The sequence below is a fragment of the Streptomyces sp. DG1A-41 genome, from assembly GCF_037055355.1.
Taxonomy (GTDB): Bacteria; Actinomycetota; Actinomycetes; order Streptomycetales; family Streptomycetaceae; genus Streptomyces.
In genome coordinates, this window is record NZ_CP146350.1 from 6,994,957 (window position 1) to 7,011,968 (window position 17,012).

General features: G+C 71.3%; 10 protein-coding genes. All 10 read left to right on the plus strand.

Features of this window, described 5'->3' with window-relative positions; translation table 11 throughout:
• The first annotated feature begins 25 nt into the window (after positions 1-25).
• On the plus strand, positions 26-1,489 hold the full coding sequence (locus V8690_RS32670) for a 3' terminal RNA ribose 2'-O-methyltransferase Hen1 (RefSeq protein ID WP_338783680.1): 1,464 nt from the start codon (positions 26-28) through the stop codon (positions 1,487-1,489).
• On the plus strand, positions 1,486-4,026 hold the full coding sequence (locus V8690_RS32675; RefSeq protein WP_338783681.1) for a polynucleotide kinase-phosphatase: 2,541 nt from the start codon (positions 1,486-1,488) through the stop codon (positions 4,024-4,026). The genes V8690_RS32670 and V8690_RS32675 overlap by 4 nt, the downstream gene beginning before the upstream one ends.
• A 133-nt stretch (positions 4,027-4,159) precedes the next feature.
• Positions 4,160-5,746 carry a hypothetical protein gene (locus V8690_RS32680; RefSeq protein WP_338783682.1) on the plus strand — a complete coding sequence of 529 codons (1,587 nt, stop codon included), beginning with the start codon at positions 4,160-4,162 and terminating at the stop codon, positions 5,744-5,746.
• Entirely contained in the window at positions 5,743-6,804 is a 1,062-nt protein-coding gene (locus V8690_RS32685) for an AAA family ATPase (RefSeq protein ID WP_338783683.1), read from the plus strand. Before V8690_RS32680 ends, V8690_RS32685 begins: the two co-directional genes overlap by 4 nt.
• On the plus strand, positions 6,805-8,169 hold the full coding sequence (locus tag V8690_RS32690; RefSeq protein WP_338783684.1) for an SAV_2336 N-terminal domain-related protein: 1,365 nt from the start codon (positions 6,805-6,807) through the stop codon (positions 8,167-8,169).
• A complete protein-coding gene (gene fxsT, locus V8690_RS32695; RefSeq protein ID WP_338783685.1) occupies positions 8,157-11,120 on the plus strand; it encodes an FxSxx-COOH system tetratricopeptide repeat protein in 2,964 nt (987 codons plus the stop codon). The genes V8690_RS32690 and fxsT overlap by 13 nt, the downstream gene beginning before the upstream one ends.
• 65 nt (positions 11,121-11,185) lie before the next feature.
• The gene (locus V8690_RS32700) at positions 11,186-12,358 is read left to right on the plus strand and encodes a hypothetical protein (RefSeq protein WP_338783686.1); all 1,173 of its coding nucleotides are present in this window, start codon (positions 11,186-11,188) and stop codon (positions 12,356-12,358) included.
• Positions 12,355-13,509 carry a caspase family protein gene (locus V8690_RS32705; protein ID WP_338783687.1) on the plus strand — a complete coding sequence of 385 codons (1,155 nt, stop codon included), beginning with the start codon at positions 12,355-12,357 and terminating at the stop codon, positions 13,507-13,509. Before V8690_RS32700 ends, V8690_RS32705 begins: the two co-directional genes overlap by 4 nt.
• A 385-nt stretch (positions 13,510-13,894) precedes the next feature.
• Positions 13,895-15,607: an HEXXH motif domain-containing protein gene (locus V8690_RS32710; RefSeq protein WP_338783688.1), complete on the plus strand. Its 1,713-nt coding sequence runs from the start codon at positions 13,895-13,897 to the stop codon at positions 15,605-15,607.
• Positions 15,608-15,738: 131 nt separating this feature from the next.
• Complete coding sequence (locus tag V8690_RS32715; RefSeq protein WP_338783689.1) at positions 15,739-16,962, plus strand: arginine deiminase; 1,224 nt, start codon at positions 15,739-15,741, stop codon at positions 16,960-16,962.
• Positions 16,963-17,012: the final 50 nt, after the last annotated feature.

A 17,012-nucleotide genomic window follows, 5' to 3' on the forward strand; every position in this document is an offset into this window, starting at 1 on the left:
ACCACTGATCAAAGGTCGACCCACCGTGTTTCTGACCCTCACGACCACCGGCACCCCGGAGCGTCCCGCCACCGAGCTCGGCTTCCTGCTGCACAAGCATCCCGAGAAGGCGCAGACGTTCTCCACGTCCTACGGCACGGCCCACGTCCTGTACCCCGAGGCGGACGCCGAGCGCTGCACGGCGGCGCTGCTGCTGGAGGTCGACGCGGTGGCCCTGGTCCGGCGCGGCAAGGGCAAGGGCCGGGGCGGCGCCCCGGACGCGGCACTCGCGCAGTACGTCAACGACCGCCCGTACGCCGCCTCCTCCCTCCTCGCCGTGGCGCTGAGCAGCGTGTTCTCCAGCGCGATGAAGGGTGTCTGCAACGCCCGGCCCGAACTGCCCGCCGTCCCCCGGCCGTTGCGGATCGAGGTGCCCGCGCTGCCCGCCCGCGGCGGCCCCGGGCTCGTACGACGGCTCTTCGAGCCGCTGGGCTGGACGGTCACCGCCGAGCCCGTGCCGCTGGACGCCGAGTTCCCGCAGTGGGGCGACTCGCGCTACGTCCGGCTCGAACTGGAGTCCGCTGACCGCACCCTCGCCGAGGCCCTGCGCCACCTCTACGTCCTGCTTCCGGTCCTGGACGACGCCAAGCACTACTGGGTCTCCTCCGACGAGGTCGACAAGCTGCTGCGCGCCGGTGAGGGCTGGCTGCCCGGCCACCCGGAGCAGAAGCTGATCACCAGCCGGTACCTCTCGCGCCGCTGGTCGCTGACCCGGCAGGCGACGGAGCGGCTGGAGCTGGTGCGGCTGGCCGAGGCCGACGACAGCGAGGTCGAGGAGATCGACAACGCGGTCGAGGCCGATACCGAGACCGAGGAGCGGCCGACCCCGCTGGCCGTACAGCGCCGGGAGGCGATCACCGCCGCGCTCAAGGCGTCCGGGGCCGCCCGGGTGCTCGATCTCGGTTGCGGGCAGGGCCAGTTGGTGCAGACGCTGCTCGAGGACCCGGCGTTCACGGAGATCGTGGGGCTGGACGTCTCGATGCGGGCGCTCACCATCGCCTCCCGGCGGCTGAAGCTGGACCGCATGGGGGAGCGGCAGGCCGCGCGCGTCAAGCTCCTCCAGGGCTCGCTCGCGTACACCGACCACCGGCTCAAGGGGTACGACGCCGCCGTGCTCAGCGAGGTGATCGAGCACGTCGACCTGCCCCGGCTGCCCGCCCTGGAGTACGCCGTGTTCGGCGCCGCCCGCCCCCGGACCGTCCTCGTGACGACCCCGAACGTCGAGTACAACGTGCGCTGGGAGAACCTCCCGGCCGGCCACGTCCGGCACGGCGACCACCGCTTCGAGTGGACCCGCGCGCAGTTCCGGGCCTGGGCGGAGGCGGTGGCCGAACGGCACGGATACGGGGCGGAGTTCGTCTCCGTCGGCCCGGACGACCCGGAGGTGGGACCGCCCACCCAGATGGCCGTGTTCACCCTGACCACCCCGAAGGAGGCGAAGGCGGCATGACCGACGTACGCGAGGGCCGCGTCCTGCCCGTCACCGACCTCTCCCTGGTGGTGCTCGTCGGCGCCTCCGGCTCGGGCAAGTCCACGTTTGCCCGCAGGCACTTCAAGCCGACCGAGATCATCTCGTCCGACTTCTGCCGTGGTCTCGTCTCGGACGACAAGAACGACCAGAGCGCCACCAGCGACGCCTTCGACGTCCTGCACTACATCGCGGGCAAGCGCCTAGCCGCGGGCCGCCGTACCGTCGTGGACGCGACCAGCGTGCAGCCCGAGGCGCGCCGTCAGCTGGTCGAGCTGGCCCGGCGGTACGACGTCCTGCCGATAGCCATCGTGCTCGACGTGCCCGAGGACGTGTGCGCCGAGCGCAACGCGGCCCGCACCGGCCGCGCGGACATGCCCCGCCGGGTCATCCAGCGCCACATCCGCGAACTCCGCCGCTCCCTCCGGCACCTGGAGCGCGAGGGCTTCCGCAAGGTGCACGTCCTGCGGGGCGTGGAGGACGTCGAGAACGCCACGGTCGTCACCGAGAAGCGCTTCAACGACCTCACCCACCTCACCGGTCCCTTCGACATCATCGGCGACATCCACGGCTGCTCCGCCGAACTGGAGTCGCTGCTGGGCAAGTTGGGCTACACCGACGGGGTCCACCCCGAGGGCCGGACCGCCGTCTTCGTCGGCGACCTGGTCGACCGGGGCCCCCACAGCCCGGGCGTGCTGCGTCGCGTGATGACGATGGTGAAGTCCGGCAACGCCCTGTGCGTGCCCGGCAACCATGAGAACAAGTACGGCCGCTACCTGCGCGGCCGCAAGGTGCAGCACACCCACGGCCTCGCCGAGACCATCGAGCAGATGGCGGGCGAGAGCGAGGAGTTCGCCGCCGAGGTACGGGAGTTCATCGACGGCCTCGTCAGCCACTACGTCCTCGACGGCGGCCGGCTGGTCGTCTGCCACGCCGGGCTGCCCGAGAGGTACCACGGCCGGACCTCCGGCCGGGTCCGCAGCCACGCCCTGTACGGCGACACGACCGGGGAGACCGACGAGTTCGGCCTGCCGGTGCGCTACCCGTGGGCGGAGGAGTACCGGGGCCGGGCGGCGGTCGTCTACGGCCACACCCCCGTCCCGGAGGCCACCTGGCTCAACAACACCATCTGCCTGGACACCGGCGCCGTCTTCGGCGGCAAGCTCACCGCGCTGCGCTGGCCGGAGCGCGAGCTGGTCGACGTACCGGCCGAGCGGGTCTGGTACGAGCCGGTGAAGCCGCTGCGCACCGAGGCACCCGGCGGGCACGACGGCCGTCCGCTGGACCTGGCGGACGTGCACGGCCGCCGGGTCGTGGAGACCCGGCACCAGGGCCGGATCTCGATCCGCGAGGAGAACGCGGCGGCTGCCCTGGAGGTCATGAGCCGTTTCGCGGTGGACCCGCGGCTGCTGCCGTACCTCCCGCCGACGATGGCCCCGACGGCGACTTCGCACGTCGACGGCTACCTGGAGCACCCGGCCGAGGCCTTCGCCCAGTACGCGGCGGACGGTGTCGCGCGGGTCGTGTGCGAGGAGAAGCACATGGGCTCGCGGGCGGTGGCCCTGGTGTGCCGGGACGCGGAGACGGCCCGCAAGCGCTTCGGCGTCGACGGCGCCACCGGGTCCCTCTACACCCGCACCGGCCGCCCGTTCCTGGACGACGACGCCCACACCGAGGAGATCCTCGACCGGATGCGCACGGCGATCGGCGACGCCGGCCTCTGGGACGAGCTGGAGACCGACTGGCTGCTGCTCGACGCCGAGCTGATGCCCTGGTCGCTGAAGGCGTCCGGGCTGCTGCGCTCGCAGTACGCCGCCGTGGGTGCCGCGTCCGGCGCGGTGTTCCCGGGCGTGCTGGCGGCGCTTCAGGACGCGGCGGCACGGGGCGTCGACGTGACCGGACTGCTGTCCCGCACCCGCGAACGGTCCGCCGACGCCGCCGCGTTCACCGAGGCGTACCGCCGCTACTGCTGGATCACGGACGGCCTGGACGGCGTCCGCCTGGCACCGTTCCAGATCCTCGCGGTCCAGGGCCGCAGCCTCGCCGGACTGCCGCACGACGAGCAGCTCGCCCTCCTCGACCGGCTCGTCGAGCACGACGGCAGCGGCCTGCTCCAGACCACCCGGCGGCTGTACGTCGACACGGGCGACCCCGAGTCGGTCCAGGCCGGTGTCGACTGGTGGCTGGAGATGACCGGCCGCGGCGGCGAGGGCATGGTCGTCAAGCCCGTCGGCGCGGTGGTCCGCGACAGCCAGGGCCGCCTGGTGCAGCCCGGCATCAAGTGCCGCGGCCGCGAGTACCTGCGGATCATCTACGGCCCCGAGTACACGCGCCCGGAGAACCTGGCGCGCCTGCGCTCGCGGTTCCTCAACCACAAGCGGTCCCTGGCGATCCGCGAATACGCGCTCGGTCTGGAGGCCCTGGACCGGCTGGCCGGGGGCGAGCCGCTGTGGCGGGTGCACGAGGCGGTCTTCGGGGTGCTGGCACTGGAGTCGGAGCCGGTGGACCCGCGGCTGTGAACGGGTGGGCGACGGCACTGCTGCCGCCCACCTGCGCTTTGTGACTCCCGATGTCAAGCAGACCTGGTTAACGGGGACTTGACGTGCTACGTTCGCTGGTCAGTCAGGTGTACCGACTCGTGGGGGAAGGTCGGTGGAGACAGCGGCGGGATTAGGCGAGTTCGGGCGCGCGTCGGGAGGGGACCTGCTGCTCCGCCTGACAGAGGCGCTGTGCGAACTGAGCTGTGTTGAGGATCAGCCGGGGCGGGTCTTCTTCGCCGGGGTGCTCTCGGACCAGCTGAACGTACACGTCGACCTGCGCGGAACCAAGCAGCGCGAGGACGTCATCGCTCTGGTGCGAGCGGCACTGATCGTACCCGAGGGCGAGCGAGCACTGGTCGATGTGGTGCGGCTCTTCGAAGGCGCCGCGGTCGCCGCCGAGTTCGAGCAGTTGCTCACGTCCGAAGCGCATCCGGGGGGTGTCGCAACGCCCCTGCCCGGACCGCTGACCCGGCGCGACACGGATGCGGCTCTCGCACTCCTGGATGCCCTGGACGGGCAGCTGTCCGGGGCGGCGCTGCGCGACGGACTCGTCAGAGAACTGCACCTCGAACTGCCCCCACGGCTGTCTCCGGGTCGGCTCTTCCTGCATCTCACGGAGCTGAACGTGCAGCCGGACGGTCTACCGCCGGCCGTGCTTCTCATGGAGCAAGCGGCCGAGCTGACCCGGGCCCCCGGCTGGCAACACGCCCTGTCCTCCTGGGCGCGGAGCTGGGCGGAGCGGGCCGGTCTGCTCACTGCACTCGAGCGACGCCGGGCCCACCGGGCGAGTGCCACTCCCGACCCGACGATTCCCAGATGCCTGGTCGTGACCGTGGAACCGGCGGGCGACGGCTCCGGAGACATCGTGGTCCGCCCCTGGCTCAACACGGTCCCCGGCTACTGGCAACCCCAGCCGTCGCTGCCCGAGACGATCAGCCTCGACGGACTCGGCGAAGCGGTGGAGCGCGCTCTGCGCCAGGTCGTGCGGCTCGGCTCCGGGCTCCGCGATCCCGTCTCGGACGGCGGCGAAGGCACGCCGCCCTACGTGGAGTTCGTCCTTCCGTACGAGTTGCTGAACCACAACGTGGCGGGTCTGACCGTCCGTTCGGGAGACGGCAAGCCGCTGCCTCTGGGGCTGAAGTACGCGGTACATCTGCGCAGCCTGGAGCGGATGCGCACCGACGACGTTCTGGTCAGGGCGCAGTGGCAGGAACGGTGGACCAGACTGCAGAGCCACGGGATCACCGTCCACGGCTGGCGGACGTCCGACGTCGGCGGTCTGGACGAGTGGCAGGCCGCTCTCGCCGCCGAGCCCGGCCACACGGCCGCGGTGATCGACGCTCCCGACGGAGGGCCTGCCACGGAAGCCCTCAAGGCGGCCATCGCCGAAGGGATCGCCCTCGCGGTCTGGGACCGCAGGGGTACGTTCCTCGAGGAGCGCCGTGAAGTGGTCACGGCCGTCTTCGCCGCCGTACAGCAGCCGACGCAGCTTCCGCTCGTCATCCACCGATTGAGACGCAGGGCTGAACTCGACGCCGCCGGGCCTTTGTTGCTCGGCCGGCACATCGCCTTCTTCTGGGACGACCCGAACCGGTTGGTCGACATCCAGACAGCCGCCGACTACGACCTGGCGCACGAACACGACATCGGTTACCCCGACAGCAGGCACACCATCGACAGTAGGGAGACCCCGGTATGAGCGGGTCGGAACCGGCGGAGGTGGAGGACTGGCGAGTCTTCCGAGCCACGGGAGCCGTCCCGCGAGGGACGCCGCCCCAACTGCCGCCCGTGCCGCCATGGCGCCGGTTCCGCGGCGGCCCTCCGCAGCCCCCACCACCCGAGGACGAGGAGTCCGCGACGCGCCGCCTGGGGCAGGTCGACGCCGTGCCGCAGCTCGACGGCGAGAGCACCGACATCGTCAATGCCGCCCTGTTGCTGCGCAGGCCACTGCTGGTCACCGGCTCGCCGGGCGTGGGCAAGTCCACGCTCGCCTACCTCATGGCCCGTGAGCTCGGTCTCGGCCGCGTACTGGAGTGGAACATCGTCAGCCGGACCACGCTGCGCGACGGCCTGTACGCCCATGACGCTCTCGGGCGCGCCCAGGCCATCGCGGCCTGGCGAGCCGGCCTGAACCCGACCGGAGCGACCGCCGTGGCCGCCGGAGCCGAGGACGGCCCACCGCCCCCGGCCATCGGCGAGTTCATCACCCTGGGACCGCTGGGCACCGCTCTGCTGCCCTACGACCGCCCGCGCGTGCTGCTCGTCGACGAACTCGACAAGAGCGACATCGACCTGCCCAACGACCTCTTGCACGTGCTGGAGAACGGCAGTTACGAAATCCCGGAACTCGTGCGCAGCACGCAGGACAGCGCACGGGTGCACACCAGTGATCCCGGGGTGCACGCCGTGGTGCGCCGAGGACGGGTGGAGTGCCGCGAGTTTCCCGTCGTGGTGATCACCAGCAATGGGGAGCGGGAGTTCCCGGCTGCCTTTCGCCGGCGTTGTCTCCCGCTGGCGATGCGCACTCCCACCCGTGAGCAACTGCTCGCCATCGTGGAAAGCCACCTGAGGGCACGGCCGCCGGACGCTGAAGCCCTCGTGGATCTGTTCGTTAAACGGATCGAGGCGGGAGGCATGCACTCCCTGGACCAGTTGCTCAACGCCGTCCAGCTCACCTCTGCGGGTACCTTCCGGACCGACGAAGGCGGTCGCAAGCTCCTGGAGATGTTGCTGCGTGACCTGGCGAAGGGCCGCTGAGTGGACGGGGTGCCCGACAAGCTCGCCCCTGACCCCGGCTCCGGCGGTGTCGGTACGGGAGTCGTGACCCCGTCGGGGCCGGAGCCGTTACCGTCCACTCCGGGGTCGCCCACGCCCAGCTGGCAGGAACTCGCCGACGCCGTCTGGCTGAGCGCCCACTGGACCCGCACCGGGCGCCCCATCCGGACGGACGACAACACGCCGGAGGAAGATGAACGGGCGGGCGGGGCACCTGGATCCCCGAACCGTCCGTCGCACGACGAGCCGCCGGATGTGCCGAGGGACGACACGGGCACGTCCCCGCCGCCCCCGTTCACGCCGGACCCGGACGGCTCAGACCGGATACAGCTCGGCGTCCCCGTCCTTCCCCGGACGCGGTCCGGCACGTCGGCGTGGAGGAGACCTGCCGCGGAGCTGGCCCGGGCCCTGCACCGCCTCGCGCGTCAGGTGCCGTCCCCCGACGCCGTGCAACTGGACGAAGAGGCCACGGCGGAGCGGGGCGTCTTCGACGAGCTGTGGATCCCTGCCTTCCGGCCGGCCGACACCACCGCGTTCGAGCTGGTCCTCCTCATGGACGAGGCTCCCACCATGGCGATCTGGGCTGAGGAGACGGCCGGACTGTCCGCCGCCGCCGAACACAGCGGTGCTTTCCGGGCCGTACGCACCGTCAAGGTGGCGGTAGCCCCGAGCGGTGAGCCGATGCTGCGGTGGAGTGCGGCGGGGACCACAGCCGATCCCGGGGAGATCCTGAACGGCCGGAGAGACCGGGTCTTCCTCGTCGTGACCGACGGGCTGAGCCACGGCTGGGCCGCACCCGCCGCCGACCACCTCCTCGACCGCCTCGGCCAGGTCGGCCCCACCGCCGTCGTGCACCTCCTTCCACCGCACATGCGGCACCGCTCCTCCCTGTACCCCCACCCCGCGGAACTGGAGGCCGGAGGCTTCGGCGCGGCCAACCACCGCCTCGGTCTCGGACCGTCGGCGGGGGGACCCGATCCGCTGCGCCCCCTGCCTCAACTGTTCGACGGTGCCCTGCCCGTCCCGGTGCTGTCCTTGAAGGCGGGCTCCGTCGCCGCCTGGGCCGATCTGGTCGTCGGAGAGCGCGGCGTGCGCCGTGCACTGCCCGCCTTGGTGGCGGGAACGCTGTCCCAAGGAGTGCCCGCGCCCGGACTGCGCGCTCCGCGTCGATCGGACGCGAGCGACGCGGTGGGCCGCTTCTTCACTCTGGCCACGCCGACGGCCCGTCGGTTTGCGACCCAACTCGCCGCAGTTCCCTTCCAGTTCGACCTCATCGAACAGTTGCGGAAACGGACCATGCCGACCGCCGGCCCGAGCACCTCGCCGAGATCCTCATGGGCGGTCTGATCGACTGGGACGGTCGCGACACGGAACATCCGGAGTTCGCCGAAGGCATACGTGAGGCGCTGCTCGCCACCACGACCCGCGCGGAGCTGGCCCGCATCATCAGTGTCCTGGGCGAACTGCCCGCGGCAGGAGAACGCGGTGTCGCGCTGCGGACCGCCCTGCGTGACCCGTACGGCGCCGCCCTGCCCGACCCGGACGCCGGGGCCTGGCGGCAGTCCGAGGTCGCGGTCATGAGGGCGCTGGCGGGACCGTATTCCGAACGGGCCCGCCGGATCGAGGCGGGGCGAGGCGTCCCGAGTGTTGTCACCCACAGGCCCGGAGGGCGGTGCACACGGCCGACGGACGGGCCCGTCCACGAGAGACCGGCCGCGCAGCCGGCGGCGATGTCTCCCGAGCTGAACCAGCACCCGACGGAGGCGCGGCAGGGAATGAACAGGACATCGACGGAATCACCTGCACTCCTGGTGAATGTTCCCCTGCGGAACACGACGTTCGTCGGCCGTCAGGCACTGTTGCGGACGGTGGAGGAACAGCTCGCCGCCCAGGACACCGCGGCCGTACTGCCTCACGCACTGCATGGGCTCGGCGGTGTGGGCAAGTCCCAGCTCGTGCTGGAGTACGTCTACACCCACCAGTACGACTACAAGGTGATCTGCTGGATCCCCGCCGAGCGGGAGAGCCTCGTGCTCGCCGCACTGGCGACTCTGGCCGGCCAACTGGGCGTCGCCCCGACGGATCAGGACAGCGTGGGAGTTCCCGCCGCAGGCACGGCCGTTCCCGCGGCCCTGGAGGCGCTGCGGACCGGAGTGCCGCACGACGACTGGCTGCTGGTCTTCGACAACGCCGAGGACGTCGAGATGGTGCGTGGTTACTTCCCGGCCAACGGGCCCGGGAAGATCATCGTCACCTCCCGAAACCGAGCATGGGAGCGGGTGGCAACCCCACTGCCCGTGGATGTCTTCGAACGTGTGGAATCCATCGAACTGCTCCAGAAGCGGTCCCCCGACCTGTCGACCGAGGACGCCGGCCGGCTCGCCGAGGCTCTCGGCGACCTGCCCCTCGCGGTGGAGCAGGCGGGCACCTGGCACGCTGTGACGGGCATGCAGGTCGACGAGTATCTCGACCTGCTCGACCAGCGCAGCCCCGAGATCCTCGATCTCGACCCCGCACCCGACTACCCGGTCTCCGTCGCCGCCGCCTGGGACATCTCACTGGAACGGCTCCAGCAGAGCAATCCCGGCGCCCGGCAGCTTCTCGACATCTGCGCCAGCATGGCCCCCGAGCCCATTCCGAAGTCCATCCTGCGCGGCAGCCGCGGTGTCACCATCACGCCCGAGGTGGACCCTCTGCTGCGTGAATCGATCAAACTGAACCGCGCCGTGCGCGACCTCAGCCAGTTCTCCCTGGTCAAGGTCGACCCGCGGACCGACACCCTGCAGATGCACCGCCTGCTGCAGACCGTGCTCCTGGCCAAACTGAGCCACGAGGAACGGGAGCACATGCGGGACGCCGCACACCAGTTGCTGTCGGCCGCCAAACCGGGCCCCTACGGCTCGGCGCTGGAATGGCGCGCCTACCAGGCGCTGCTGCCCCATGTGCTCACCTCCCGGGCGGTGACCAGCACCGACACCTATGTGCGCGAACTGGTTTTCGACACCGTTTGGTTCCTCTATTACTGGGGCGATCACCAGGGCGCCGCGGACCTTGCCCGGCAGGCCTGGAGTGCATGGCTCGCGGCTTCGGGGGAGGAGAACATCCACGTCATCCGCACGATGAAGAGCCTGGGGTTCCTGCTGCGACAGATCGGCCAGGTCCCCGAGTCCATCCCGCTCACCGAGAGGGCGCTGGAGGTCTCCCGCCGCATGGAGGTCGACCCCGAGGACCTGATCGACTCCCTGTGCGAGATGGCCGACGCCTGCGGCTACCAGGCCAGGTTCCAGGAGGCGCGGGATTTGTGCTTGGAAGCCGCCGAGCTGGCGCGGTCCCAGTTCGGTTCGGACGACCCCATAACACTGCGGGCCACTCACAGCTGGGGCGTTGCCCTGCGACTGTGCGGGCAGTTCGCGGATGCGCTGCGCCTCGACCAGGAGAACGCCCGGCTGAGGGATCTGATGTTCGGGCCGGCGAACTTCTTCACCCTCAACAGCCTCAACGCCCTTGCCCTTGACATGCTGGAAGCCGGCAACTATGCGGGTGCCCGAGGCTTTCAGGAGGATGTGCACCGCCGGGTGCGTGCCGCGCTCGGTGCGGAGAACCCGCTCAGCCTGCGTATCGCCCGCACTCTCGCGGTCTGCCGGCGCCGTGACGGTGCGCTCGTCGAGGCCGCCCGGTTGTCCGAGGCCACGTTGCGGCGCTTCAGCGCCCGCTACGGCCCCGACCACTTCGACTCGCTGCAGACGGCGACCAACGTGGCGGTCGACCGGCGCCTTGCCGGCGGGCTCGAGGAATCCCGAGGACTGGCCGAGGAGACCCTGCGACGGTATGCGTACCTCCTCGGTGAGGACCACGCTTACTCCCTGCTGACCAAAGCGAACCTTGCCGCCACCCTGCGCGCGCTCGGCTCCCTCGACGAGGCGCAGGAGTTGGAGGACGAGGCGGCCCGCAGGCTCGGCGAGACGGTGGGACCCGGTCATGTGATCACTCTGACCGCGGCGATCGGCCGGGCCAACACGGCTTACCTCCGCCTCGACTTCGACCGGGCACACGAGATCGACGGGACCACTGTGCCGCTGCTGGCAGAAGTCCTGGGCGAGGAACACCCGCTGACCCTGTCCGGCACGGCGAACCTTGCCCTCGACCTGCGCGGGCTGGGCCGCGGCGCGGAGGCGGACCGGCTGCAGCAGCAGGCGGTGGCGGGCTTCGCCCGCGCGCTCAGTGTCGACCATCCCTGGCTGCTCGCGGCCCGTCAGCGCCGTCGCATCGAGTGCGACATGACACCCATGCCGCTCTAGCGGCTGATGACGGCCACCAGTGCCCGGAAAGTGCTTCCTCGTTCGAAGAAGGAGAAAGAGGGCTCATGTCGACGGTTGTGCTCGTTCACGGGACAGGAGTGCGCCGACCGGGCTTCTCGGCGCTCGCGGGACGTGTCACCGCCGGGCTCACCGCTCTGCGTGACGACCTGTGCATCGTGCCTTACTACTGGGGCGGGACACACGGCGCCATCCTCGCCGCAGGCGGCGCCAGCATCCCGCCGGAGACCGGCGGGCACCGCGGGATCGGCAGCTTCCCCGACACCTCGGCGGCCGACCACGACGTGGCGGCCTGGGCCGCTCTCTACGCCGACCCCGACGCCGAACTCGTTCTCGCGGCAGCAGCCGCACACGGCCCCAACGAGCGGCCACCGGGCTCAGCACTCCCGGAACAGCGGCTCCAGGAGCGGTTGACCACCCTGATGGCCGAGGGCGGCGACATCGCGCCCGAGTGGGCCCCCGCGCTGGCGGAGGCCGCGACACGCCTGCGCGATCATCCACTGCTCGGCTCCGCCGCCGCATTCCTCGACCCGGACGAATTCACCGTGCTGGCGGCCAGGGCACTGGTCGCCCAAGCCGTCACCCGGGCCCTCGACGCCGGCCATCCGCTCGTTCCGGACGGCCGCAGCCGCGACGAACTCGTCGACCGCCTCGCTCACTACCTCGGCGCTGTACCGAGGGGCTCCGAACGCGGCCTGCGGACCCGCCTGCTGGGGTGGGCGGGAACCCTGGCCTCGCGAGCCGTTCTCCGGCGCCGCCACTCACTCACCCACGCTGCCCATCCGGCCGCGGGCGATGTGCTGCGCTACCTCTGCCGTGGTGAGGGAGTCCGCGCCGAACTGCGCACCCTGGTCTCAGGTCTCGAACCCCCGGTGACCCTGATCGGTCACAGCCTCGGTGGGATCATCGCGCTCGACACCCTCGTCGCCACTCCACTGCCGCAGGTCCGGTTCCTGGTGACGGTCGGCTCCCAGGCGCCCTTCCTCTACGAATCCGGGTCCTTGCCTTCTCTCACCCACCCCCAACCATTGCCCCCGCACGTACCGGAGTGGCTGAACGTGTACGACCCGCGCGACGTACTGAGCTACGTCGGGGCCCGCCTCTTTCCCGGCCGGATCACCGACGCGGCCGTGGACAGCCGGCAGCCCTTCCCCGCCGCGCACAGCGCCTACTGGACGAACCCGGGCGTGTACCGGCTCATCTCGGAGCGCCTCCCGTGACCGGGCACGACCGCCCTGTGCGGGGCGTGGACCCCGCCCGGGTGCGCGCCCTGATCGTAGGTGTCGAGGCGTACGAGGCGGGCTCCACCTGGGACCTTCCCGGCCCGGCCCGTGACGCCGTCGCCTTCCACCGGATGCTGCGTTCGGCCGGAGTGCCCGAGAACCAACTCCACCTGCATCTGTCTCCGTTGCCGCCCTTCGTACCGCGGGTCGAGTACCGGCCCGCCGACCACGCCACGCTGCGTCGCGCCTTGGTGCGGGAACTGCCGAGGGCCCGCGGAGACATCCTCTGGGTGTGGTGGGGCGGGCACGGAGTCCTCGACCGGGCCGGGCACACCCGGCTGTTCTGCGCGGATGCCACCACGAGCGACAAGGTCTGCCTCGACCTCGAGTCGGCGCTCACCCGCTACGCCAGCGACGCCGTGCCCGGATTCACCGAGCAGCTGTGGATCGTTGACGCGTGCGAGACGTTCGAGGAAGCTCTCGCCTTCCGCGACCCGCTGCCGTCCTACGCCCTGCCGAGCGGACGGCGCACGCTCACCCACCGGCAGACGCTGATGCGGGCCGCGGGCCGGGGCAGACAAGCGGCCAACGATCCTGTGCGGGCCACCGGTCTCTTCTCGGACGTACTCCTCGACGTCCTGACGGACCACGCGGACGTTCTGCCGGCTGTGCCGGACCCGGAGGAACTGTTCACCGCGGTGAGGGAGCGGATCGCGGTGCTCCGGGAAGCCGGCCGGACCTTCCAGCACCCCGAGATTCAACTCCGCACCCCAGGGCGCATGGAGGAGCTGGCGGCTTCGGGTGACGCACCCGCGCCCCGGGAGCGGTCCGTCTCCCCGTTGCATCGCGCGGTGGAAGCGCTTCTCGCCTACCCGTTGATGGCCGACCCTGCCGAACGGCAGGCCGTCGTGGCCGGCTTGGGGCCGTCCCTGTCCGGGACACTGCCTCGGCACAGCAAGGCCCGGACCGACGCGGCAGGCATCCTCACGGCGCTCGCCCACCGACAGCCCGAGGCACTCTGGGAGTTGTACGACGCCGTACTGATCGTCGACGACGATCCCGAGAGGCAGTCCGAACTGGCCGCCGCGCTGCGCGCACTGGTCCGGTCGAGCAGCACACGCCGAGACACGGGGCACCATGTGCGATGATCTGGCGGTCGGTCGGGCTGCGGACGGGCCCTGGTGCCTTGTGTGCCACCATGGACCGAGAAGGGGGAGACACCGTGGAGCAGTCGAGCGCTCGCCACTGGGCTGATACCGCCGTTCACCAGTCGTCCTCCTGCACGGGTGGAGCCCCGGAGTGGGAATCGGATCTGGCCGACCTGTCGGATCTGCCTCTGACAGATGTGGACGATCTGGCTCCGCTCGGGCCCGGTACGCGTCTCCTCGCAGAGGTCCTGCGTGCGCGCAACAGCATGACGGGCGGGAACGAGGGAACCGCCAGGGCCGAATAGTCCCCGCCCGCCGCGGGGGCTCCTGATGAGCCCCGAGCGACCGGGCCCAGGTGCGTTTGCCTTGCCGGAGGTTTCCGCCCATGACCAGCGAGCCGACATCCGCCCCCTTCCGTATGCCCGCGCGGCTCCTCGCGGAGCTGGCCACCGGGGGCGGATCCGAGCAGGCCGTGGCCTTCCTCGAACGGGCGGAGCGGGCACGCCGACTGCTGCTGTTACGGACGCTGCTGGCCCGCCTCGAAGGGCTGGCCACACCGCTGACCTTGCCTGCCGAGGCCTGGCGCGTCCTCAAGGAGTCGGCCGCGCTGGTGCCGGAGCCCGTCGACCGGCTGTTGCTCGCGCCCGCTACCGGTGGCTGGATCGCCCATCTGCTGCGCCGGGTGCACGGCACTGCGGACGGTCCGCCTGTGTGGGTGGAGGCGGGGCACTTGTGCGCGCTGGCTGTCACCGCGGCCGTGCACGCCGGTACGGTGACGGATCTCCGCGTGCCTCTCACGGACGGGCAGCTGTATCTGCCGGGCCTGGGGCTTGCCCGACTTCCGGACTCTGTGCCGGGTTTGACGGTCGGCCGGGCACACACCAGTGGCGGAGAGCTGACGCTCACCGGGACGGCCCCCGACGGCGGCGCGACCTCCTTGACGATCCGCCCGAGCGCGGCACCACTGCCGGGCGGCACCGCACGGCCGGCTCCGGTGCACACGGCCTCCCCCTGGCTCCCCCTGCGCACTCTGACCCACAGCGGCCCCGCCGGTCCTGTCACCATCCCGCTCGACGACCTCGGTCCTTACCGCGACCTCGACGATCCTCTGCCGCCCGCCAGGCTCGACGCCGCGGAGGCGGCAACGTGGCAACGGCTGTTCGAAGCGGCGGTCGCGGTGCTCTCCCCGCCGGGCGGTACGGGGCCTGGGCGGCTCGACCCGGCCATGATCCGCGCCATTGTGCCCTGGGGCCGCACCAGCACGTCGCCTCCCGCCCCGCCGACCGTGCGGGTCTCCGCCTCCAGCGGCGACTCCTTCGGCGCCATGGTCATCGCACGCCCGTCCTCCCCGCTCGCCCTCGCCGAGACCCTGGTCCACGAGTTCCAGCACAGCAAGATGGCCGCCCTCCTGCACCTCTTCCCGCTGCTCGACGACGACCGGGAGGAGCGCTACTACGCCCCTTGGCGGCCCGACCCGCGGCACCTCACCGGCCTGCTGCACGGCGCGTACGCCTTCACGGGCGTCGCGGGCTTCTGGCGGGACCGTCTGGCCGTGGCGCGGGACGACCGGTCGGCCGACCTGGCCGGGTACCACTTCGCGCTGCGCCGGCTGCAAAGCCGTCTCGTCGTGCGCACCCTGCTGGCGGAGGGCCGTCTCACCCCGCAGGGCCGGGCCCTCGTGTCGGGCCTCGCCGGCACGCTCGACGGCTGGCTGCGCGAGCCGGTCCCCTCCGCCGCGCTCACCCGTGCCCGTACGGCCGCCGCGCTGCACCGCACCGAGTGGCGGCTGCGCAACGTCGCCCCGCCCTCCCCGGGAACCGGAGGCCCCCGCTTCCGCCCCGACCGCACCTCCTGGCCCGATGTGCGCACGGACGCCTTCGCCTCCCGCCCCGCCGTCCCGCACACCGCCGACGAGCACCTGGCCGCCGGGGACGCGGCCGCCGCGCTCGCCCGGTACGCCGGACAGCTGGCCGCCGACCCCGCGGAGCCGCATGCCCTGGCCGGCTGGATCGTCGCCCGGGCCGTGCTCGACCCGGGCCGGGCGACGCGGCGCATGCTGGCCCGGCCGGAACTGCTCCAGCCGCTCCCGAGCGGCTGACCGGGTACTGAGCGGCGGGGGCATGCGGGGATCTCCCGCCCGGCTGATTGTCGTCAGGCAGACGCAAACAAGAGTTCGCCGAAACGCGCGAGCAGCGCGTCAACCGGCGCTCCGGTGGTCAGGATGGAGGCATGGCTTACCACGTCCACTCCGAGGCCGGGCGGCTGCGCCGTGTCATCCTGCACCGGCCCGATCTCGAGCTCAAAAGGCTCACCCCCAGCAACAAGACATCGCTGCTCTTCGACGACGTGCTGTGGGTGCGCAGGGCCCGCGCCGAGCACGACGGGTTCGCCGACGTGCTGCGCGACCGGGGCGTCACCGTCCACCTCTTCGGTGACCTGCTGGCCGAGGCCCTTCAGGTGCCGGCGGCCAGGGCCCTCGTCCTGGACCGGGTCTTCGACGAGAAGGAGTACGGCCCGCTGGCCACCGACCATCTGAGAGCCGCCTTCGAGAATCTGCCCGGGGCGGAGCTGGCCGAGCTCCTGGTCGGCGGCATGACCAAGCGTGAGTTCCTCGATGTGCACCCGGAGCCGACGTCGGTGCGCTTCCACGTCATGGAACTGGACGACTTCCTGCTGTACCCGCTGCCCAACCACCTCTTCACCCGCGACACCTCCGCGTGGATCTACGACGGCGTCTCCATCAACGCGATGCGCTGGCCCGCCCGGCAGCGCGAGACCGTGCACTTCGAGGCGATCTACCGGCACCACCCGCTGTTCCGCGACGAGACCTTCCACGTCTGGTCCGAGGGGCAGGCCGACTACCCGTCCACCATCGAGGGCGGGGACGTCCTCGTCATCGGCAACGGGGCGGTGCTCATCGGCATGAGCGAGCGCACCACGCCCCAGGCCGTCGAGATGCTCGCGCACAAGCTGTTCGCCGCCGGTTCCGCCGAGACGATCGTGGCCCTCGACATGCCCAAGCGGCGTGCCTTCATGCACCTCGACACCGTGATGACGATGGTCGACGGAGACACCTTCACCCAGTACGCGGGGCTCGGCATGCTCCGCTCGTACACCATCGAACCGGGCGTCGGCGAGAAGGAGCTCAAGGTCACCGACCATCCGCCGGAGCACATGCACCGCGCGATCGCCGCCGCGCTCGGCCTGAACGAGATCCGGGTGCTGACCGCCACCCAGGACGTGCACGCGGCCGAACGCGAGCAGTGGGACGACGGCTGCAACGTCCTGGCCGTCGAACCCGGCGTCGTGGTCGCCTACGAGCGGAACGCCACCACCAACACCCACCTGCGCAAACAGGGCATCGAAGTGATAGAGATCCCGGGCAGTGAGCTGGGGCGGGGGAGGGGCGGGCCGCGGTGCATGAGCTGCCCGGTGGAACGGGAGGCCGTATGAGCACCCACCGTGACGTATAGGCATACTGGGTTTTGTATAGTATTCCAGTA

What these genes read in the sequence shown, in the direction of transcription:
- V8690_RS32675 (WP_338783681.1), top strand. Translation starts at nt 1,486, where the DNA reads ATGACCGACGTACGCGAGGGCCGCGTCCTGCCCGTCACCGACCTCTCC.
- V8690_RS32685 (WP_338783683.1), top strand. Translation starts at nt 5,743, where the DNA reads ATGAGCGGGTCGGAACCGGCGGAGGTGGAGGACTGGCGAGTCTTCCGA.
- fxsT (WP_338783685.1), top strand. Translation starts at nt 8,157, where the DNA reads ATGGGCGGTCTGATCGACTGGGACGGTCGCGACACGGAACATCCGGAG.
- V8690_RS32700 (WP_338783686.1), top strand. Translation starts at nt 11,186, where the DNA reads ATGTCGACGGTTGTGCTCGTTCACGGGACAGGAGTGCGCCGACCGGGC.
- V8690_RS32710 (WP_338783688.1), top strand. Translation starts at nt 13,895, where the DNA reads ATGACCAGCGAGCCGACATCCGCCCCCTTCCGTATGCCCGCGCGGCTC.
- V8690_RS32715 (WP_338783689.1), top strand. Translation starts at nt 15,739, where the DNA reads ATGGCTTACCACGTCCACTCCGAGGCCGGGCGGCTGCGCCGTGTCATC.